The sequence below is a fragment of the Alloalcanivorax venustensis genome, assembly GCF_047495515.1.
GTDB classification, from domain to species: Bacteria; Pseudomonadota; Gammaproteobacteria; order Pseudomonadales; family Alcanivoracaceae; genus Alloalcanivorax; species Alloalcanivorax venustensis.
The window spans coordinates 2,756,233-2,775,003 of record NZ_CP179934.1 but is presented as its reverse complement, the minus strand read 5'-3'; the positions used below and the strand labels follow the sequence as shown (position 1 = coordinate 2,775,003).

16 protein-coding genes are annotated in these 18,771 nt (G+C 66.0%); 7 read left to right on the top strand and 9 right to left on the bottom strand.

What is annotated here, in order from left to right:
* Window positions 1–27: 27 nt before the first annotated feature.
* From ACMG4O_RS13005 to ACMG4O_RS12990, 4 genes are all read right to left on the bottom strand, one after another.
* Window positions 28–2,409 carry a TonB-dependent siderophore receptor gene (locus tag ACMG4O_RS13005; protein ID WP_414433912.1) on the bottom strand — a complete coding sequence of 794 codons (2,382 nt, stop codon included), beginning with the start codon at window positions 2,407–2,409 and terminating at the stop codon, window positions 28–30.
* Window positions 2,410–2,494: 85 nt separating this feature from the next.
* Window positions 2,495–3,460, bottom strand: a complete 966-nt coding sequence (locus ACMG4O_RS13000) for a FecR domain-containing protein (protein WP_335629338.1) — start codon at window positions 3,458–3,460, stop codon at window positions 2,495–2,497.
* The gene (locus ACMG4O_RS12995; protein WP_339619840.1) at window positions 3,457–3,978 is read right to left on the bottom strand and encodes a sigma-70 family RNA polymerase sigma factor; all 522 of its coding nucleotides are present in this window, start codon (window positions 3,976–3,978) and stop codon (window positions 3,457–3,459) included. Before ACMG4O_RS12995 ends, ACMG4O_RS13000 begins: the two co-directional genes overlap by 4 nt.
* Window positions 3,979–4,072: 94 nt before the next feature.
* Window positions 4,073–4,675: a YqaA family protein gene (locus tag ACMG4O_RS12990; RefSeq protein WP_414433911.1), complete on the bottom strand. Its 603-nt coding sequence runs from the start codon at window positions 4,673–4,675 to the stop codon at window positions 4,073–4,075.
* Between the two features lie 138 nt (window positions 4,676–4,813).
* On the opposite strand from ACMG4O_RS12990, the gene ACMG4O_RS12985 reads away from it, so the two are divergent.
* The gene (locus ACMG4O_RS12985; RefSeq protein WP_414433910.1) at window positions 4,814–5,563 is read left to right on the top strand and encodes a lipid-binding SYLF domain-containing protein; all 750 of its coding nucleotides are present in this window, start codon (window positions 4,814–4,816) and stop codon (window positions 5,561–5,563) included.
* Window positions 5,564–5,656: 93 nt separating this feature from the next.
* On the opposite strand, the gene ACMG4O_RS12980 is transcribed toward ACMG4O_RS12985, so the two are convergent.
* Window positions 5,657–6,820, bottom strand: coding sequence for a zinc-dependent alcohol dehydrogenase (locus ACMG4O_RS12980; RefSeq protein WP_414433909.1), 1,164 nt, complete (start codon window positions 6,818–6,820; stop codon window positions 5,657–5,659).
* Between the two features lie 59 nt (window positions 6,821–6,879).
* Complete coding sequence (locus ACMG4O_RS12975; RefSeq protein ID WP_414433908.1) at window positions 6,880–7,629, bottom strand: response regulator transcription factor; 750 nt, start codon at window positions 7,627–7,629, stop codon at window positions 6,880–6,882.
* Window positions 7,630–7,777: 148 nt separating this feature from the next.
* Between ACMG4O_RS12975 and ACMG4O_RS12970 the strand changes: the two genes are divergently transcribed.
* Window positions 7,778–8,263 carry a CinA family protein gene (locus ACMG4O_RS12970; RefSeq protein WP_414433907.1) on the top strand — a complete coding sequence of 162 codons (486 nt, stop codon included), beginning with the start codon at window positions 7,778–7,780 and terminating at the stop codon, window positions 8,261–8,263.
* On the opposite strand, the gene ACMG4O_RS12965 is transcribed toward ACMG4O_RS12970, so the two are convergent.
* Genes ACMG4O_RS12965 through ACMG4O_RS12955 form a run of 3 tightly spaced genes read right to left on the bottom strand, consistent with a single transcriptional unit; the run spans window position 8,260 to window position 12,058 of the window.
* A complete protein-coding gene (locus tag ACMG4O_RS12965; protein ID WP_414433906.1) occupies window positions 8,260–10,476 on the bottom strand; it encodes a TonB-dependent receptor in 2,217 nt (738 codons plus the stop codon). The genes ACMG4O_RS12970 and ACMG4O_RS12965 overlap by 4 nt on opposite strands.
* 59 nt (window positions 10,477–10,535) lie before the next feature.
* Window positions 10,536–11,528 carry a FecR domain-containing protein gene (locus ACMG4O_RS12960; RefSeq protein ID WP_414433905.1) on the bottom strand — a complete coding sequence of 331 codons (993 nt, stop codon included), beginning with the start codon at window positions 11,526–11,528 and terminating at the stop codon, window positions 10,536–10,538.
* On the bottom strand, window positions 11,525–12,058 hold the full coding sequence (locus tag ACMG4O_RS12955) for a sigma-70 family RNA polymerase sigma factor (RefSeq protein ID WP_414433904.1): 534 nt from the start codon (window positions 12,056–12,058) through the stop codon (window positions 11,525–11,527). The genes ACMG4O_RS12960 and ACMG4O_RS12955 overlap by 4 nt, the downstream gene beginning before the upstream one ends.
* A gap of 264 nt (window positions 12,059–12,322) precedes the next feature.
* Here ACMG4O_RS12955 and recA point away from each other — a divergent pair, with 264 nt between their 5' ends.
* The 5 genes from recA (at window position 12,323) to ACMG4O_RS12930 (ending at window position 18,706) form a co-directional block, all read left to right on the top strand.
* Window positions 12,323–13,375, top strand: a complete 1,053-nt coding sequence (recA, locus tag ACMG4O_RS12950; RefSeq protein ID WP_142949638.1) for a recombinase RecA — start codon at window positions 12,323–12,325, stop codon at window positions 13,373–13,375.
* Window positions 13,368–13,868, top strand: a complete 501-nt coding sequence (locus ACMG4O_RS12945; protein WP_370203819.1) for a regulatory protein RecX — start codon at window positions 13,368–13,370, stop codon at window positions 13,866–13,868. Before recA ends, ACMG4O_RS12945 begins: the two co-directional genes overlap by 8 nt.
* An 80-nt stretch (window positions 13,869–13,948) precedes the next feature.
* Window positions 13,949–14,713 carry a sulfite exporter TauE/SafE family protein gene (locus tag ACMG4O_RS12940; RefSeq protein WP_335629347.1) on the top strand — a complete coding sequence of 255 codons (765 nt, stop codon included), beginning with the start codon at window positions 13,949–13,951 and terminating at the stop codon, window positions 14,711–14,713.
* 97 nt (window positions 14,714–14,810) lie between these two features.
* Window positions 14,811–17,408: an alanine--tRNA ligase gene (gene alaS / locus ACMG4O_RS12935; RefSeq protein WP_142949641.1), complete on the top strand. Its 2,598-nt coding sequence runs from the start codon at window positions 14,811–14,813 to the stop codon at window positions 17,406–17,408.
* A gap of 71 nt (window positions 17,409–17,479) precedes the next feature.
* Entirely contained in the window at window positions 17,480–18,706 is a 1,227-nt protein-coding gene (locus ACMG4O_RS12930) for an aspartate kinase (protein ID WP_142949642.1), read from the top strand.
* The last annotated feature ends 65 nt before the right edge of the window (window positions 18,707–18,771 follow it).

Here is an 18,771-nt window from a genome sequence, read left to right as displayed (position 1 = left end):
CCAGTGGCGGCAGCACCCACTGATGCCTCAAAAACGCGTCTCAAAGCTCAGCTTGAACTGCCGCGCATCGCCAAAGTAGTTCTGGCGGCCGCCGCCTTGCACGCGGCTGTAGTAGCGTTTGTCGGTGAGGTTGCTGCCGGTGAGCACGAAGCGGGTGTCGGCGTTGAGGTTGTAGGCGGCCATGGCCGAGAAGGTGGTGTAGCCGTTCTGCTCCCAGCGCACGCCGCCGGATTCGGCGAAGGTGCCGCTGCTGTATTGGGCGCCCAGGCCCGCTTCCCAGCTGGGGTTGAAGGTGTATTTGCCCCACAGTTTGAGGCTGTGCTCCGGGGAGTCCGGGGCGAAGGGTTTGCCTTCGGCGTTCGGGTCGTCGGATTCGAGCTGTTCGGTGTCGGTGTACGCGTAGCCGGTGAGCACCTGGATGCGCTCGGAGACCTGGCCGGCGATTTCCGCTTCCACGCCCTGGGCGCGCACCTTGCCGCCGGCCACGGAGAAGGCCGGGTTGCCCGGGTCCTGGATGGCGCGGTTGTCGTCGGTGATGCGGAACAGGGCCAGGTTGTAGTTAGTCAGGCCGCGGTTGAAGACGCCCTTGGCGCCGATTTCGAACTGGGTGCCTTCGCGGGGGGCAAGGATGTCGCCGTTGGCCTTTTCCGCGGTTTGCGGGACGAAGGACTGCGCCGCGCTGGCGTAGAGGCTGAGGTCGTTATTCAGCTCGTGGACGACGCCGGCGTAGGGGGTGAATTCATCGCTGACCCGTTCGGTGTCCTGGCCGTTGTCGGTCTCCCAGTTGGTCAGGCGCCCGCCGAGGATCAGTTTGGTGGCGTAGGTGAGCGACGAGGTGGTCTTGAAGTAAACGCCGGTTTCTTCCTGCTCGGTGGTGCTCGGGTCGCTGAAGGGCGCCAGGTTGGGCCAGGGGTTGCTGGCGGTTTCCGGGGCGAACACGTTGATCGGCGGGTAATTCAGGTCGATCTGGTAGCCGCTGCTCACGTCTTCGGAGGTCCGGCGGTGGACGCCCAGCAGCACGTCGTGGTTGAGGCCCAGCAGCGAGACCGGCATATCCAGGCGCACGTCGTAGGCCTGCTCTTCGAGTTCCTGGTCGGTGGCCAGCGCCCAGCGGGTGCTTTCTCCGGTGACCGGGTCGATCGGCGATACGGTGTAGTTCAACAGATAATCAAAGTCGCGCTCGGTGCGGTTCGCCGAGGCCAGCAGCATGACGCCGTTGTCGAACAGGTGCTCCACTTCCACGAAGGCGCGGCTCAGCCGGCTGCTTTTGTTGTTGAAGGGGGCGCCGGTGTAAAGGTCTCGGTCGATGTCGGCGAAGGTGCCGTCCGCGTAGGTGGGCACGCCCACGTCGGGGACCGACTCCACGTCCTCGGTGGAAAAGCCGATGGAGGTGGTGGTGGCGTCGGTGAGGTCGTATTCCAGAGTGGTGTAGAGCACCTTTTTTTCCAGGGTGACGTCGTCGATGTACCCGTCGGAATCTTCGTAGGCCACCACCGTGCGGGCGCGCAGCCGGTCGTCGTCGGTGAGGGCGCCGGTGGCGTCCACCTGCACCCGGTAGCCCGGCCAGGAGTGGGCGAAGCCGGTGAGGCTCACCGCCCGCTCCGCCAGGGCCCGTTTGCGCACCAGGTTGATGTAGCCGCCCGGTTCCGCCGAGCCCTGCAGCAGCCCGGCCGGGCCCTTGAGCACTTCCACGCGCTCGAAGCCGGCCAGGTCCGGCGCGCCGTGGCCGTGGGTGCCGCTGGAGGTGCCCCCGGTCTGGTTACCGTCGATGCTGATGGCGTCGGTTTCGAACCCGCGGATCAGGTAGTTGGCGGTGCCGGTGCCGTAGCTCTTCACCGAGACCCCGGTGGTGTTTTCCAGGGCGTCTTGCAGCGTGGTCATGTTGCGGTCTTTGATTTGCTGGCTGGTGACCACGTTGACGGTCTGCGGGATGTCGCGCACCGATTCCACGGTTCTGCCGATGCCCACCTGGGCGGTGGTGTAGGAGCCGGTGTTTTCCGTGCTCAGACCCAGCCGCCCGGTTTTCACCTGGACCGGGTCGAGCCGGTTGTCATTGGTGGCTTCGATTACGTAGTTGCCCGGACTCTTCTCGCGGGCGATCTGGCCGGAGCCGTCGAGCAGACGGCTGAACCCCTGTTCCACGGTAAAGCGTCCCTTGAGGCCCCCGGAGCGCCGCTGGCCCAGCCGGGCGGCATCGAAAGAGAGCGCCACCCCGGCCTGGTCGGCGAACCGGTTGAGCACCTGGCTCAGCGGTCCGGCTGAAATGTCGTAGTGTTGCTCGGCCTGGACGGTGCCGCCGGTGTTCTGTTGCGCGTGGGCGGCGCCGGGCAGGGCGGTGGCGCCCATGGCCAGGGCCACGGCAAGCCCCAGGGCCGTGCGCGCGCTGGTGATAGTGTGCGGTCTGGACATTGTCGTTCCTCGAAAATGAGCGTCTGTTACCCGAGGGCCGAATCAGGGAGCAAAAAGGGGCAAAGGGAGGGCGAAAAATTACGTTCTATACAGGCAGCAGGGTGACCCAGTAATCGGTCAGGCGGCGTTGGCGTAAGGGGAACGCCTCGGTGATCACGCTCAGCGCCCGGTCGGTGTCCGCCAGCGGGAAAGTGCCGGACACCCGCAATCCGGCAACCGCGTCGCTGCAGGCGAGGAGGCCCCGGCGGTAGCGGCCAAGCTCGGCGAGCAGTTCCCGCAACGGCATATCCACCACCATCAGCTTGCCGCCGGCCCAACTGGCGGCGCCGGCGGGCGCCGGGCGCGTGGGGGGCAGGTCGCCCGCGGTGAAACGGATTTCCTCGCCCTGCTGGACGAGCCGTCCGTCCGGATGATTGGCACTGGTGACGCGCACGGTGTCGGCGAGAACGGTGACGCGGGTCTGGCCGGCGTCACGGCGCACCGTGAACCGGGTGCCCAGGGCCTGGATACGGCCCTCGGGCGTGTCCACCAGAAGCGGGCGCGACGGCCGGCGCGGGTCCGGCGCGGATTGCACCAGAATTTCGCCGTCGTGGAGGCGGATCAACCGGTGGCGCGGGTTGTAGTCGGTGTCCACGCGGGTGTCGGTGTTGAGCATAAGCTGGCTGCCGTCGGCCAGTACCAGCTTGCGCTGTTCGCCGATGCCGGTGACGTATTGGGCGCGCCACCGCTCCCAGGGCGCCAGCTGCCAGGTCAGCGCGCCCACGGGCGCGGCCACGGCGACCATGCCGAGCCGCGTCAGCACCTGACGCCGGGTCAGCGTGGCGCGCTGCAGCGCCGGCGCCGCCAGCCGGCCCGGCACCCGCTGCAGGCTGTCCTGCACGCGCTCCACTTCGCGCCAGGCCAGTCGGTGCTCCGGTGCATCGGCAAGCCATTGCTGCCAGCCACGCTGATCCGCCGGCGTGACGTCGGGAGCATTCAGCACCGCGTACCAGCGGGCCGCGTCGCGAATGGCGTCCTTGAGCGTTTCCCCGATGCCTTGCCGTGTGGTCATTGCAGGCCGTGCTCCAGCCGGTACAGGCAGCAATGCTCCATGGCCTTGGCCATATCACCTTTGATGGTGCGCAGGGAAACGCCCAGTTGATCGGCGATCTGCTGGTAGGTCAGCCCCTCAAGTTGGGAAAGAATGAAGGCCTTGCGCACCCGCGCGCCCAGGTTGGCGAGCATGGCGTCCACTTCCATCAAGGTTTCCACCACCAAAGCCCGCTCCTCTTCCGAAGGCGCGGCGGTCTCCGGCAGGCTGGCCAGAGCTTCCAGGTATTGCCGTTCCAGCGTCCGGCGCCGGAACAGGTCGACGGTGAGACCCCGTGCCACGGTCACCAGAAACCGGCGCGGCTCACGGAGCAGCCCCGGGTCCTGGGAGGAGCGGATGACACGGATAAAGGTGTCCTGGGTGAGATCCTCGGCGTCCATGGCATCGCCCAGCCGCCGCCCCAGCCAGTTTTTCAGCCACCCATGATGGTCGCTGTACAGCGTTGCCACCGACAGCGACTGCTGTGGAACCCCGGACATAACCCGACCCCGATACGGACAAAGATAATGAGGACGAATCTTAAATGGGAATGGGTATCATTTCAATGCGATAGAGTGCGATAGAGGGGAGCGCTCAGAGCACCTGGCCCGCCAGCCACTGTATCCCCAGCGCCACGCCCAGGACGATCAGCCCGGCCGCCAGGCTGGTCACCAGCGCGTGGCGCCGCCACATCCGCTCCACCCGGGGGCCGAACCGCAGCACCAGCCAGGCCAGGCCGTAGTAGCGGATGCCCCGGGCGATCAGCGCGGCCAGCACGAACAGGACGATGGGGTAGCCGGACAGGCCGGCGGTGATCATCGCCACTTGGAACGGGATCGGCAGAATGCCCAGGGTGAGGATGGCGATGAAACCGTACCGGTCGAAGAAGCCCTGGTAGGCCTGATAGGCGTTCTGCATGCCCATGGTGTCGATGAACCAGGTGCCGACGGACTGGTAAAGCACCATGCCGACGCCGTAGCCGAGCAGCGAGGCGGCCAGGCAGCCGGCGGTGGTGACCGTGGCGATGCGCCAGATGCGCTGGCGGTTCAGGGCCATCAGCGGGATCAGCACCAGCTCAATGGGCACCGGCACGATGAGGGTCTCCAGAAAGGAGAACAGCGCGAGCAGCCAGAGCATGTGCTTGGAGCCGTTGAGGCGTTCCAGCCATCGCCGGGCTCGGGTAGGTGCTGAGGTCATGGTGTCCGGGTGTGTTAAGGAATGAAAAACCGGCCAAGATTAGCACGCTGTGGCCGCCGACCACGGGTTATCCCGTATTTCCAGAGGTCGGACTGGCGCCCTAGCGTGGCGGTTCCCTCATCAAGGAAGGAGAGAACCATGAAGGTAGCAACGATCACAGCGACTTCCCTGGCGCTGGCTTCGCTGGCGGCGGGCGTCGCCGCCAATCAGACCGGTCGCGACGTGGATGACGCGGAGACCATGCAGAACACCCAGAGCATGGATCATATGGAGGACCAGGCGTCCAACGTGCAGACCGGCGAAGAGCGCCGGAACGCTCGGGACGTGCTCAACGAGTCCGAGAAGGTGCTGCAAAACATGAAGCGCGAGGACGGTATGGACGCCGCGCTGGAGCAGGCCAAGGGTGTGTTTCTGGTGCCCGATTTCGGGCGTGGCGCCTTTGTGTTCGGTGGCCGCGGCGGCCAGGGCGTGGTGCTGGCCAAGGACGGCGGTGACTGGAACGGTCCGGCGTTCTTTAACTTCGGCGCGGTCAGTGCCGGTGCCCAGGGCGGTGTCGCCGCCGGCGAGGTGGCGATGCTGCTGATGACCGATAAGGCGGTGGCGTCCTTCAAGCAGGACCACAACTTCGCGCTCAACGCGGACGCCGGCCTGACGCTTGTCGACTGGTCCAAGGTGGCCCAGGGCAGCTACGGCAAGGGCGACGTGCTGTTCTGGAGCAGCACCGAAGGCCTGTTCGCCGGCGGTGCCATCAGCGTCAGCGATGTCTTCAGTGACGATGAAGCCAACCAGGAATACTACACCCGCGCCATCAGCGCGGAGGCGATCCTGGAAGGTGAAGTGGAAGACGATAGCGAAGACGCCGACGCGTTGAAGACCCGGTTGCCCTGAACGACAGCGGCGACACTCAAAGGCGCATAATCAGAGGCGCATAAAAAGCCCCGCCGGATGGCGGGGCTTTTTTGTGGACGCCGGCTGCGGGGCTCAGGGCGTCATCACCACCTTGATGCAGCCGTCCTGCTTGGCGTTGAAATCCGCGTAGGCATTGGCGGCGTCGTTCAGTCCGTAGCGGTGGGTGATGATGAAGGACGGGTCGATGTTGCCCAGCTCGATGGTCTGTAACAGGGCGGGCATATAGGCCTGCATATGGGTCTGGCCGCTTTTCAGTGACAGCCCCTTGTTCATCAGGCCGTTGAAGGCGACGCCGTCCATGCTGTCGGTGTAGACGCCGGGAATCGACAATTGCCCGCCCTTGCGGCAGCTCTGAATCATCTGGTTGAGGGCGGTGGGGCGGTTGGGTTCGCCGGAGTCGCTGTCCCGGCGCTGGTATTCCGGGTCGCCGGCGCCGTGGGCCTCGGCGCCCACCGCGTCGATGCAGCTGTCGGGCCCGTAGCCTCGGGTCATCTCCATCAGGCGCCGGTAGGGGTCGTCTTTCTCGAAGTTGATCACTTCCGCCTGGGATTGCGTTTCCGCCAGGGCGAGCCGCTCGGGAACGCGGTCGATGGCGATAACCCTGCCGGCGCCGAGCATCCAGGCGCTGCGGATGGCGAACTGACCCACCGGGCCGCAGCCCCACACCGCCACCGTGTCACCGGCGCTGATGTCGCAATTGGCGGCGGCCATGTAGCCGGTGGGGTAGATGTCCGACAGGAACAACAGTTGCTCGTCCTTCATGTCGGATGCCACTTTCAGCGGTCCCACATCGGCGTGGGGCACGCGCACGTATTCCGCCTGGCCGCCGGGGATGCCGCCCAGAAGATGAGAGTAGCCGAACAGGGCGGCCGGGGAGTGCCCCATGGCCTGGGCGGCGTCGTCGGCGTTGGGGTTGCTGGTCTCGCACAGCGAATACAGGCGTTTGTCGCAGAAGAAACAGTGGCCGCAGGCGATCGTGAACGGCACCACCACACGGTCGCCTTTCTTCAGGTTGCGTACCTCCTTGCCGACCTCGACCACTTCACCCATGAATTCGTGGCCGAGCACGTCGCCGGGCTCCATGGCGGGCATCAGGCCGTTATAGAGATGCAGGTCGGACCCGCAAATGGCGGTGGCGGTGACTTTGAGAATGGCGTCGCCGGGGTCCTGGATCCGTGGGTCGGGGACGGTATCCACGCGCACGTCGTGGGTACCGTGCCAGGTCAGAGCTTTCATAGCGCCTCCTTTGCCGGCCGCCGGCACGGCGCCGGCGGTTCCTTGGGTGAAAGGCCAAGCTAGTCCGTGCGCTGGCGGTTGCCTATAGGGCGTTCCCCGTGGCCGGGCAGGGGAAAACCCGTAACCGGCGGCGTGGCCGCTTCCGTGGCGAACAGGTACAGCTTCACCACTTCCGCCACCGAGCCGGCACGCATCTTGTGCATCATATGGGCGCGGTGCAGTTCCACGGTTTTCGGCGAAATCGAAAGGGACTCGGCGATGCCCTTGTTGGACAGCCCCGAGACCACCGCCTCCAGGGTTTCCCGCTCACGCGGGGTGAGCCGGGCCAGGCGTTGGCGCAGCGCCAGGCGGGCGCTCTGGCGGGCCTTGCGGCGCCGGTCCCGGGCGACCGCCTGTTGCACGGTTTCGATCAGGGTGTCGTCGTCGGTGGGGTTGGCGAGGAAGTCCTCGGCGCCGGCGCGCATCGCCCCGACCGCCGCGCTGACCCGGGGGCTGTCGCCCAGGAACACCACCGACAGCGTCGAGCCGGTGTCGCTCAGACGCTGCTGGGTGCGCACCCCGGCCATCCCCGGGGTGCGCAGGGTCACCAGTACGCAGCCGGGCCGGTCATCGTTAAGGCGCAGCAGCAAATCGTCGCTGTCCCGGTAGCCCCGGCAGGGCAGGTAGGCGCGGCGCATCAGCCGGTCCAGGCGGTCGCGGGCACCGGGGTCTTCGTCCACCAGGTGTACGACACTGTCCATGGCGGCGCCCGGCGTGGTGCCTTTCGGTGCGGCGTCCGCCGCGGTTGAATCTTCCTTCGCGGTGGTCACGGTAGTGCTCCTTCACTAGCGTCGGTGCCTCCGGGGATAGCACAGCCGCCGCCGGCTTGGAAGGTGGTCGCGTAGCGGGCGCTGGGAAGCCCGCGCCAAGTCGTCCATCATGGAGGCGCTGATAACAGGCTTTGGCGAGGTAAGGCGCATGCAAGGACTGGCGGATCGAGCCCGGGAGTTAGGCAAGATTTTACAACAGCGGCGGTTCTCCGTGGTCACGGCGGAGTCCTGCACCGGCGGCGGCATCGCCCGCCTGCTCACCGACGAGCCGGGGGCCTCGAGCTGGTTCGAGCGCGGTTTCGTGACCTATTCCAATCTGTCTAAGGAAGAGATGCTGGGCGTGCCGCGTTCCCTTCTGGAAACCCACGGCGCGGTCAGCGAAGAGGTGGTGCTGGCCATGGCCCGGGGTGCGCTGGCGCACTCCAACGGCGACGTCAGCATCTCGGTGAGCGGCGTGGCCGGTCCGGATGGCGGCACCGCCGACAAGCCGGTGGGCACGGTGTGGATCGGTTGGGGCCTCGGCGAGGACGTCGCCGAGGCGCAACACTTTCTGTTCCCCGGCGACCGCGACGAGGTGCGTAACCGCAGCATGCTGGCGGCCATCGAGGGATTGATCGAGCGGCTCGACCGTTAGAAGCCGTAGCGTGCGCTGAGCGCGAAGGAGCGGCCCGGTTCCAGCAGTGTGTCCACGGTGGCGAACTCCTGGCCGTAGCTGGCGCGGTCGGTGTAGTCCTCGTCGCCGAGATTGTCCACGGAAAGCCGCAGCGACAGATTGCGCGTCGCCTGGTAATCCGCGTAGAGGTCCACGACGGTGTAACCCTCCTGCTCGTTTCCGGCCGCCTCCAGGGCGTCGTTATCCAGCGTGATTTCGGTGCTCATGCCGAGTTCCAGCGCCAGGATCGGCATGCGAAAGGCGCCGCTGATGGTGATGATCTCACCGAGCGGTGCGGTGAAATAGTTGCCGTCGAAGGAGGTGGCTGGTTCGCCATCCTTTTCGGATTCGATGTTGGCGTATTTCACTGATACTTCGCCGCGCTGGCCAATGTAGCCCAGAGACACGTCATAGCCTTCGATATCGAAGTCGGCCACCTCGTTGGGGCCGACGCTGAACGACGGCACCCGGCCGTTGCTGATGCGTGTCTCGAAACGGTTGGTTTCGGCGAAGAACCCGTTCCAGTCGGCCTTGCCGCCAAAGGTGTGGTTATAGGCTTCCACCGGTTTCTGATCGCCATAGTCCCAGGCGCCGTTGAGGATGAAGTTCTCGGCCAGGGCGGTGCCGCCCCAGACGTCCGCGTAGCCGGCGTTGAAGGAGAGATGGTCGTTGACGAAGAACTCCGCGAAGACGTTGCTGCTGACGCCGGAATCATCGTGTTCCGAATCGTCGGTGCCGGTGAAGTCCTGCTGGTCGTAGCGCACGCCGTAGGAGAGGTCCAGTTTATCGCCGACGGGCTGACGTACTTGCAGGAACGCACCGGTGTTTTGCGCGTTTTCCTCAAGGTCCGGGTCGCCTTCGAAACGGAACACGGCGCTGTCGTCGTAATAGTCGACCCCGGTGGAGACGCTCGCCAGCCGGGTATGGAAGACGTTCTTGAGCGTCGCGGAGAGGCTTTCGGTGATGCCGGTGTACACGATAGTGGTGTCCGGTGCGCTGAGGGGGACTTCCCGGGTTTCCAGTTCGGTCTCGTTGTGGGCGAGCGTCACTTTCGGGTTCCAGTAACCCTCGCCGGTGTCGCGGCTGTAGTTGAAGACGGTGTTCTCGCGGGTCAGATCATAGATCCGCGAGTCCGGTACCGGGCGGCCGCCGTCGAGGCCGGCGAAGTTGGCCCGGTAGGGGCGCGCGGCCTCGTCGTTAACGGTTTCGTGGCTCAGCTCGAAACGGCTCGGGCCGTCGCCCTGATACGCGATCTTCGCCAGGCCGCTGAGCAGCGCCGGCGCGGTGAACGGGGCGGTGTCGCCGTTGCCGTCTTGGTAGTCGTTGCCGTCCGTGTGCTTCACATAGCCCAGCGCCTCAAAGCCGTTGGCGCGGCCGAACACGGAGCCGGCGCTGGTAACGGTGTCGCCGTTGCTGGCGTAGCGACCGTCCAGGAAGCCACCCAGGGAATCACCGGGAGCGAGCAGGTCGCCGACGTCCACGGTTTCATAGGCCAGGCTGCCGCCCAGCGCGCCCGGGCCATCATCGGCGGCGGCCACGCCCGCCGAGGCGCGGGTGGCTTTCAGTAAGGAAGGGTCGATCAGATTGGTGGCGTTGTGGTGGAACACCTTGTTGTTCTGGCGCGCGCCATCCATGGTCACCAGCATGGCGGTTTCTTCCACGCCGCGCACATACACCTTCTGGTTAATCGGAATGGAACCGCCCACGGACACCGAGGATTCGTTCTTGAACAGATCTTTCATGTCCTGCGGTTGCAGGGCTTCGATGCGGCCCCGGTCATAGCTCAGGCTGTTCTGTACGCTGTATTGGTTGGGCGCGGTCACCGAAACCGGCGATAGTTCGTTCGTGCCCGCGGCCTCGGCGTCCCGCAGCACATAGGCGCCGTCAGGGTCACGGTCCGCCACCAGACCGGTGCCGGCCAGGATCCGGGCCAGCGCCTGATCCGGAGTGAAGCTGCCGCTTACCCCCGGGCTCTGCTTGTCCGCCGCCAGTTGCAGGTTGCCGGCGATCAGGCTGCCGGAGACATCGGCGAAACGGGTGAGCACGGTGTTGAGCGGCCCGGCGGCGATATTGTATTGCTGCTGCGCGGCTTCGGCGGTGGCGGCCTGGGCGTGGCCGCCGGGAAAGGGCAGGGGAGCCAGCCCCAGGGCGAGGCCCACGGCCAGCGCGCGCAGGCGGTTGTTGGTATAGAACACGGTGTCTCCTGTTGGCGTTATTTACTAGGAGATCGAACAGCGGCGCTGAAAGCGGAAAACTAATTTTCGTTTTTTTCAGCCCGGGCTCCGGCGGGCCGGATTTCAGTCCACCATGGCAGGGGCTGGGACACCTGGATGGGCAGTACTTTTTCCAGCAGGGAAAGGGTGTGCGCCGGCCGGGTCAGTGAGTAGCCACCGAACACACGCAGCCCGGCCACTTCCGGCGCCACATTGATGTAACCGTGCTGGTAGCGGCCGAGTTCGGCGATAAGATCGGCCAGGCGAATGTCGTCGGCGACCAGCACCCCCCGGTGCCAGGCTTCCCGGGCGGGGTCGGCCGCCGACAGCGGCTGGAGGGCGGCGCGCGAAAACCGGGTTTGTTGCCCGGTCGGCACGATTCGTGTGCTCTCTCCGCCATTGGTGACCGCCACTTCGCCCTGATAGACCGCCACCAGGGTGGTGTCGTCTTCGCTTCGAACGGTGAAGCGAGTGCCCAGCGGGCGCACCTGGCCTTGCGCGGTGGAGACGGTAAGCGGCCGGTCATCCCGGGCGGTGGCGAGCAGAATTTCACCGGTGATCAGATCGATGCGCCGGCTTTCCCCGTCAAAGTCGGTGTTAATAGCGGTGTTGGTATTCAGCCAGAGCCGGCTGCCGTCCGGCAGAGCCAGTTCACGGATCTCACCGGTGCCGGTGCGATGGCTGGCGCCCCAGGCGGCCACCACTGTGGGCAGCGGGGACGCACCCCAGCCGGCCCAACCGAGACCGCCGACACCGAAAAGCAGCGCCATGCCTTTGATCATGCCGCGTCGGTCCAGGCGCCTTTGGCGGGTTCGGGCCAGCGTCGCCTCGGCCTGGTCGGGATCGTCACCACTCGCCATGCTGAACTGCTGCTCCACGCGCTCCACCATTTGCCAGCCGCGATGGTGCTCCGGGCTGGCTTCCAGCCAGTGCCGCCAGCGGCGGACGTCGGCCTCGGACGCCTCGCCGGCCCGCAGCAGCGCGAACCACTCGGCGGCCTCGGCGAGCACCCGTTGGCTCGGTGCCGGGTTCATGCCGGATCGCCATTATCCAGGCCCAGCCGGGACTGCAAACGCAGGCAGGCGAGCATGGCGCGGGACAGGTAATTGCGCACGGTGCGATCGGAAACCCCCAGATCGGCGGCCACCTCCTTGGCGCTCCTGCCGTGCACCATGGACTGGATAAACGCCTCGGCCACCGGAGCCGGCAAGCGCTTGAGCATCGCGTCCACCGCCACCAGGGCTTGCAGCGCGGCGGTCTGTCGCTCCGCCGAGGGCACCGCGTCTAGGGGACGGTTGGCGAGGGTTTCCAGCCAGGCCCGCTCCACCTCCCGGCGGCGCCAGAGGTCCACGCACAGGCCCCGTGCCATGCGGCTGAGGTAGGCCCGCGCGCCGTGGTGATCAAGTGGGCGGGATGATGTCAGCAGGCGCACGAAGGCGTCGTGGGCCAGATCCGCCGCGTCGTCGGCGTTGCCCAACCGTCGCCGCAGCACGCCGTGCAGCCAGCCGTGGTACTCGGCATAAAGCGTATTTACGGACAGTGACTGTGATCTTCCCCCGGACATGGCCCGCCCCCGAACGATGAAACGCAGAAGGGCTGGACTATAGGTGAGAATGAATATCATTACAATGTTGTAGGAGATGTCCGCCGCTGTCCTCCATTGGCTTATTTGTTACGCGGGCGGGACGTGTATCATGGCCTCCATCGTCAGACACGGCGCAGGGGTTGCACCCTGAACAAACACTGCCCATAATGCTGTCCAGAAAGACAGTGCTGGCCATCGGGTCAGTTTCTGTGCCAATGGATGGAATCGGAGAGGGGTTCACAAATGAGCGACAAGAGTAAGGCACTGTCGGCGGCGCTGTCTCAGATCGAGCGCCAGTTCGGTAAAGGTTCGGTGATGCGCATGGGCGACCAGAAGCGCGAGCGCATTCCCGCCATTTCCACCGGCTCCCTGGGGCTGGATATCGCCCTGGGCATCGGTGGCCTGCCGAAAGGCCGGATCGTCGAAATTTACGGCCCGGAGTCCTCCGGTAAGACCACGCTGACCCTGAGCGTGATCGCCCAGGCGCAGAAGCAGGGCGCCACCTGCGCGTTCGTGGACGCGGAGCACGCCCTGGACCCGGATTACGCGGAAAAACTCGGCGTTAACGTGGACGACCTGCTGGTGTCCCAGCCGGACACCGGCGAGCAGGCGCTGGAAATCACCGACATGCTGGTGCGTTCCGGCGCCGTCAACGTGGTGATCGTGGACTCCGTGGCGGCCCTGGTGCCGAAGGCGGAAATCGAAGGCGAGATGGGCGACGCCCACGTGGGCCTGCAGGCCCGCCTGATGAGCCAGGCGCTGCGCAAGATCACCGGTAACGTGAAAAACGCCAACTGCCTGGTGATGTTCGTCAACCAGATCCGCATGAAGATCGGTGTGATGTTCGGCAACCCGGAAACCACCACCGGCGGCAACGCCCTCAAGTTCTACTCCTCCGTGCGGTTGGACATCCGTCGTATCGGCGCGGTGAAGCAGGGCGACGAAGTCACCGGTAACGAAACCCGGGTGAAGGTGGTCAAGAACAAGGTGGCGCCACCGTTCAAACAGGCGGAATTCCAGATTCTCTACGGCCAGGGCATCAATCAGCTGGGCGAAGTGCTGGACCTGGGTGTTCAGCAGGGCCTGGTGGACAAGTCCGGCGCCTGGTACGCCTACCAGGGCGACAAGATCGGCCAGGGCAAGCAGAACGCCTGCGACTATCTGGCCGAGCACCCGGACGTGGCCCAAGCCATCGAGAAGGAAATCCGTGCCCGCCTGCTGAATGTGGTCACCCCCGCCAGCGAGGAAGCGGCGGTGGCCGAGGGCGACGAGGCGCAAGACGGCAAGGATGACTGAACGGCGCCGGCGACAGCGGGGCCCCGAAGACGGCCCCGCCGACCCTTCAGAGTTACGCCAGTATGCGGTGAAGATGCTGGCGCGCCGGGACCACGGCCGTGCCGAGTTGCGCGTCAAGATGGCGCGCAAGTTCGGCGACAGCGAGGCGCTGGACGCGGCGCTGGACTGGTGCCAGGAACACGACTTTCTGAATGACCGGCGCTTCGCCGGTTTTTTTGTGCGTTCGCGGATCGAGCGCGGCCAGGGCCCGTTGCGCATCCGCTCCGAGCTTCAGCAGCGAGGCCTTCCGGAGGCCCTGGTCAAGGAGGCCCTGGAACAGGCCGAGTGTGACTGGTTTGCCCTGGCCCGCGAGACCCACGCCCGGCGCTTCCGCCGGCCGCCGGCGGACCGCAAGGAAAAAGCCCGCCAGTTGCGCTTTCTGCAGTCCCGGGGCTTCGACGCGGAGCAGAGCTTCAACGCGCTGGATCTGGCCGGGGAAGAAGACCTCGACTGATCCGGTGCGCCTCGCCACTTTATTCCCCCGCCGGACAGGTCATAATACTTTCCCTTTCTGACAGGTAGCGGGGAATCGACGTGGAATACCTGAGCGACCCCTGGCTGGTGGCGGCCTTGCTGGGTTCCGGCGTGATCGCCGGTTTTATCAATACTCTGGCCGGCGGCGGCGGGCTGCTGATTCTGCCGCTGCTGATGCTGACCGGGATGGGGCCGGCCCTGGCCAACGGCACCATGCGCGTGGGCGTCTTGATCCAGTGTCTTGAGGGCGCCCGCCAATTCCATCGCCACGGCTCCATGCCGGTGGCGGCGTTGCCGGGCATCATGGTGCCGACACTGGCCGGCGCCTTGCTCGGCACTCTGGCCGCGTCCTTCCTGCCGACCACCATTCTGGAACCGGTATTGCTGACCACCCTGGTGGTGATGGCGGTGGTGATGGTGCTGAAACCGTCCACGCTGGTGGCCGGGCCCGACGAGGCGCCCCGCGCTCTGGCCAGCACCCCGGCGGCCTGGGCCGGGCTGTTCGTGACCGGGGCCTACGGCGGCTTCGCCCAGGCCGGTGTGGGCTTCCTGCTGATCGCGGTGCTGGCGGGCCAGCTGCGTTACGACCTGGTGCGCACCAACGGCCTGAAGCTGGCGATCACCGCCGGCTTCACCATTCTCGCCCTGGGTATTTTCGTGTGGCGGGATCAGGTCGCCTGGCTGCCGGGCCTGCTGGTCGCCGCCGGCACCCTGCTGGGCGTGCGGCTGGGCGTGGGCTTCGCCCACAAGGTGTCCCAGCGTGTGCTGAAGTGGATTCTGCTGGTGATGGTGGTGACGGTCTGCGCGGCGGCGGCGTTCAAGTAAGTGGCGCGCCGGGCCGGCGCGCCTTCCCCATCGCAACCGCCCTTTGACAACGCTATACTTTGCTCCCCATTTCCCTGTCTAAAGTAGTTGCTTGCGTATGAAGAGCGCTGAGATTCGCCAGGCCTTTCTCGATTACTTCGCCCGCCAGGGCCACGCCGTGGTGGCGTCGTCCTCGCTGGTGCCGGAGAACGATCCCACCCTGCTGTTCACCAATGCGGGGATGAACCAGTTCAAGGATGTGTTCCTCGGCCGCGACAAGCGCGATTACACCCGCGCCACCAGCTCGCAGCGCTGCGTGCGTGCCGGCGGCAAGCACAACGACCTGGAAAACGTGGGCTACACCGCCCGCCACCACACCTTCTTCGAAATGCTGGGTAACTTCAGCTTCGGCGATTACTTCAAGCGCGACGCCATCCGCTTCGCCTGGGAGTTCCTCACCGGTGAGCTGGGGCTGCCGCCGGAGAAGCTGTGGGTGACGGTGCATGTGTCCGACGACGAAGCGGCGGACATCTGGCTCAAGGAAATGGGCGTCAGCGCCGAGCGCTTCTCGCGTCTGGATGAAGACAACTTCTGGCAGATGGGCGACACCGGCCCCTGCGGCCCCAGCTCCGAGATCTTCTACGACCACGGCGCCGACGTGCCCGGCGGCCCGCCGGGCTCCGAGGACGGCGACCTGGACCGCTACATCGAGATCTGGAACCTGGTGTTCATGCAGTACGACCGCCAGGACGACGGCGAGTTGAAGCCGCTGCCCAAGCCCAGCGTGGACACCGGCATGGGCCTGGAACGTATCGCCGCGGTGCAGCAGGGCGTGCATTCCAACTATGAGATCGACCTGTTCCAGGCGCTGCTCAAGGCCGCCGCCCGGGCCACCGGCTGCGACGACCTGGAAAACAAAAGCCTGCGGGTGATCGCCGACCATATCCGCTCGGCCAGTTTCCTGATCACCGACGGTGTGGTGCCGTCCAACGAGGGGCGCGGCTATGTGCTGCGCCGTATCATCCGCCGCGCCCTGCGTCACGGTCACCAGCTGGGCCAGGACAAGCCGTTCTTCCACACCCTGGTGGCGGAGCTGGTGGCGCAGATGGGCGACGCCTACCCCGAGCTGCGCCGTGAGCAGGCGCGGGTGGAGAAGGCCCTGCTGGCCGAGGAAGAGCAGTTCGGCCGCACCCTGGCCGCCGGCATGAAAGTGCTGGAAGGCGCCATGGCCGACCTGCAGGGCGACGAGCTGCCCGGCCGGGTGGTGTTCGCTCTCTACGACACTCATGGCTTCCCGCCCGACCTGACCGCCGACGTCGCCCGTGAGCGCGGCCTGTCCGTGGACATGGACGGCTTCGACCAGGAAATGCAGGCGCAGCGTGAGCGCGCCCGGGGCGCCGGCGCCTTCGCCAACGATTACAGCGACCGGCTCAACATTGAGGCGGTCACCGACTTCTCCGGTTACGAGAAACATCAGGATCAGGCCGAGGTGGAAGGCCTCTACCGCGACGGCGCCGCCGTGGACAGCCTGGAAGCCGGGGACACCGGCATGGTGCTGCTCAAGCGCACGCCGTTCTACGCCGAGTCCGGCGGCCAGGTGGGCGACCGGGGCGTGCTCGTCGCCGGCGACGCCCGCTTCAACGTGGAAGACACCCGCAAGCGCGGCCAGGCGCACATCCACGTGGGCACCGTGAGCAGCGGTACCCTGAAAGTGGGCGACAAGGTGGACGCCTACGTGGATGTGGAGCGCCGCCGCGCCATCATGCGCCACCACTCCGCTACCCATTTGCTGCACGCCGCCCTGCGCCGCGTGCTGGGCGACCATGTGCAGCAAAAAGGCTCGCTGGTGGCGCCGGACTACCTGCGCTTTGACTTCGCCCACGGCGAAGCCCTGAGTGCCGAGCAGCGCGAAGAGATCGAGACCCTGGTCAACCGTCAGATTCTCGAGAACGCGGCGGTGACCACCGAGTTGATGGATATGGAAGCGGCCAAGGACGCCGGCGCCATGGCCCTGTTCGGAGAGAAATACGACAGCGAAGTGCGGGTGCTGACCATGGGCAGCGACGGCTTCTCCAAGGAGCTGTGCGGCGGTACCCATGTGCAGCGGACCGGCGACATCGGCCTGTTCAAGATCACCCTGGAAACCTCCGCCGCCGCCGGCGTGCGCCGCATCGAAGCGGTCACCGGCGAGTACGCCCTGGCGCGGGTGCGCCAGCAAGAGCAGGCGCTGGGCGAAATCGCCGCGACCCTGAGAAGCGGGCCGGAGCAGGCCGCCGAACGGGTCGGCGCCCAGACCCGCCGGGTGCGGGAACTGGAAAAAGAGATCGAACGACTCAAGCAGAAACTCGCGTCCGGCGCCGGTGGCGACCTGACGGCCGAGGCCCGTGATGTCCAGGGCGTGAAGGTGCTGGCCACCAGCGTCGATGGCGCCGACGCCAAAACGCTGCGCGTCACCATGGACAAGGTGAAGGACAAACTGGGCTCCGGCGTGATCCTCCTGGCCGCCGCCGAAGGCGACAAGGTGTCGCTGGTGGCCGGTGTCACCAAGGACCTCACCGACCGGGTCAAGGCCGGTGATTTGATGAAACACGTTGCCGGGCAGGTCGGTGGCAAAGGCGGCGGCCGGCCGGATATGGCGCAGGGCGGCGGCAGCGACGCGGCGGCTCTGCCGGCGGCGTTGGAGAGTGCGTATCGGTGGGTGGCGGAGCAGCTCTGACCACCCTCACATGAAAATCAGGGGCGCAAATGCTATGCTTGCGCGCCTCTTTTGGCAGAAACCAAGTCACTATGGCTCTAATTGTCCAGAAATACGGCGGCACCTCGGTAGGCACCGTCGAACGCATTCAGGCCGTCGCCGAACGGGTGGCGCGCTTCCGGGAACGTGGTGATCAGGTGGTCGTGGTGGTCTCCGCCATGAGCGGTGAAACCAACCGCCTGATCGAATTGGCCAACGGCGTGCACGACAACCCGCCGGCGCGGGAGATGGACGTGCTGGTCTCCACCGGCGAGCAGGTCACCATCGCGCTGCTGTCCATGGCGCTGCAGAAGCTCAACGTGGGCGCCCGTTCCTACACCGGCGGCCAGGTCGCCATCCGCACCGACAACACCCACTCCAAGGCCCGCATTGAAGAGATCGACGACCGCAAGATGCGCGCCGATCTCGACGCCGGCCGGGTGTGCGTGGTGGCCGGCTTCCAGGGCATCGACCAGGACGGCAACATCACCACCCTGGGCCGGGGCGGCTCGGACACCACCGCGGTGGCCCTGGCGGCGGCGCTGAAAGCCGACGAGTGCCAGATCTACACCGATGTGGACGGGGTTTACACCACCGACCCGCGGGTCGTGGACACCGCCCGCCGTCTGGACAGCATCACCTTCGAGGAAATGCTGGAAATGGCCAGCCTGGGTTCCAAGGTGTTGCAGATTCGTTCGGTGGAATTCGCCGGCAAATACAACGTGCCGCTGCGCGTACTGTCCAGTTTTCAAGAGGGCCCGGGCACCCTCATTACCGTCGACGACGAGGTGGATATGGAAAAGCCGGTTATCTCTGGCATCGCTTTTACCCGTGACGAAGCAAAGATCACCGTACGCGGCGCGCCGGACACTCCGGGCATTGCCTTCAAGATTCTCGGGCCGGTCAGCGACGCCAACATTGAAGTGGACATGATCGTGCAGAACGTGGGCGCCGACGGCGCCACCGACTTCACGTTCACCGTGCACCGCAACGATTTCGCCAAAGCCAAGGAGGCCCTCAAGCAGGCCGCCGAGGAACTGGGCAACCCGGAAATCATCGGTGACGACAAGATCGCCAAAATCTCCCTGGTGGGTGTCGGCATGCGCTCCCACGCCGGTGTCGCCAGCAAGATGTTCCAGACGCTGGCCGCCGAGGGCGTGAACATCACCATGATCTCCACCTCCGAGATTAAAGTCTCCGTGGTGGTGGCCGAGAAATACCTCGAATTGGCGGTGCGTGCGTTGCATCAGGCCTTCGAGCTGGACCAGCCGGCGGCGTGATGCCGGGGCCCGCCCGGTGATTGCATTCACGGGGCGGGCGTGGCTAGTCTCTAGGGAGACTTTCC

Excerpts from the sequence above, each read along its gene's own strand:
- ACMG4O_RS13005 (WP_414433912.1), bottom strand. The coding sequence starts at position 2,409 with ATGTCCAGACCGCACACTATCACCAGCGCGCGCACGGCCCTGGGGCTT.
- ACMG4O_RS13000 (WP_335629338.1), bottom strand. The coding sequence starts at position 3,460 with ATGACCACACGGCAAGGCATCGGGGAAACGCTCAAGGACGCCATTCGC.
- ACMG4O_RS12995 (WP_339619840.1), bottom strand. The coding sequence starts at position 3,978 with ATGTCCGGGGTTCCACAGCAGTCGCTGTCGGTGGCAACGCTGTACAGC.
- ACMG4O_RS12990 (WP_414433911.1), bottom strand. The coding sequence starts at position 4,675 with ATGACCTCAGCACCTACCCGAGCCCGGCGATGGCTGGAACGCCTCAAC.
- ACMG4O_RS12985 (WP_414433910.1), top strand. The coding sequence starts at position 4,814 with ATGAAGGTAGCAACGATCACAGCGACTTCCCTGGCGCTGGCTTCGCTG.
- ACMG4O_RS12980 (WP_414433909.1), bottom strand. The coding sequence starts at position 6,820 with ATGAAAGCTCTGACCTGGCACGGTACCCACGACGTGCGCGTGGATACC.
- ACMG4O_RS12970 (WP_414433907.1), top strand. The coding sequence starts at position 7,778 with ATGCAAGGACTGGCGGATCGAGCCCGGGAGTTAGGCAAGATTTTACAA.
- ACMG4O_RS12960 (WP_414433905.1), bottom strand. The coding sequence starts at position 11,528 with ATGAACCCGGCACCGAGCCAACGGGTGCTCGCCGAGGCCGCCGAGTGG.
- ACMG4O_RS12955 (WP_414433904.1), bottom strand. The coding sequence starts at position 12,058 with ATGTCCGGGGGAAGATCACAGTCACTGTCCGTAAATACGCTTTATGCC.
- recA (WP_142949638.1), top strand. The coding sequence starts at position 12,323 with ATGAGCGACAAGAGTAAGGCACTGTCGGCGGCGCTGTCTCAGATCGAG.
- ACMG4O_RS12945 (WP_370203819.1), top strand. The coding sequence starts at position 13,368 with ATGACTGAACGGCGCCGGCGACAGCGGGGCCCCGAAGACGGCCCCGCC.
- alaS (WP_142949641.1), top strand. The coding sequence starts at position 14,811 with ATGAAGAGCGCTGAGATTCGCCAGGCCTTTCTCGATTACTTCGCCCGC.
- ACMG4O_RS12930 (WP_142949642.1), top strand. The coding sequence starts at position 17,480 with ATGGCTCTAATTGTCCAGAAATACGGCGGCACCTCGGTAGGCACCGTC.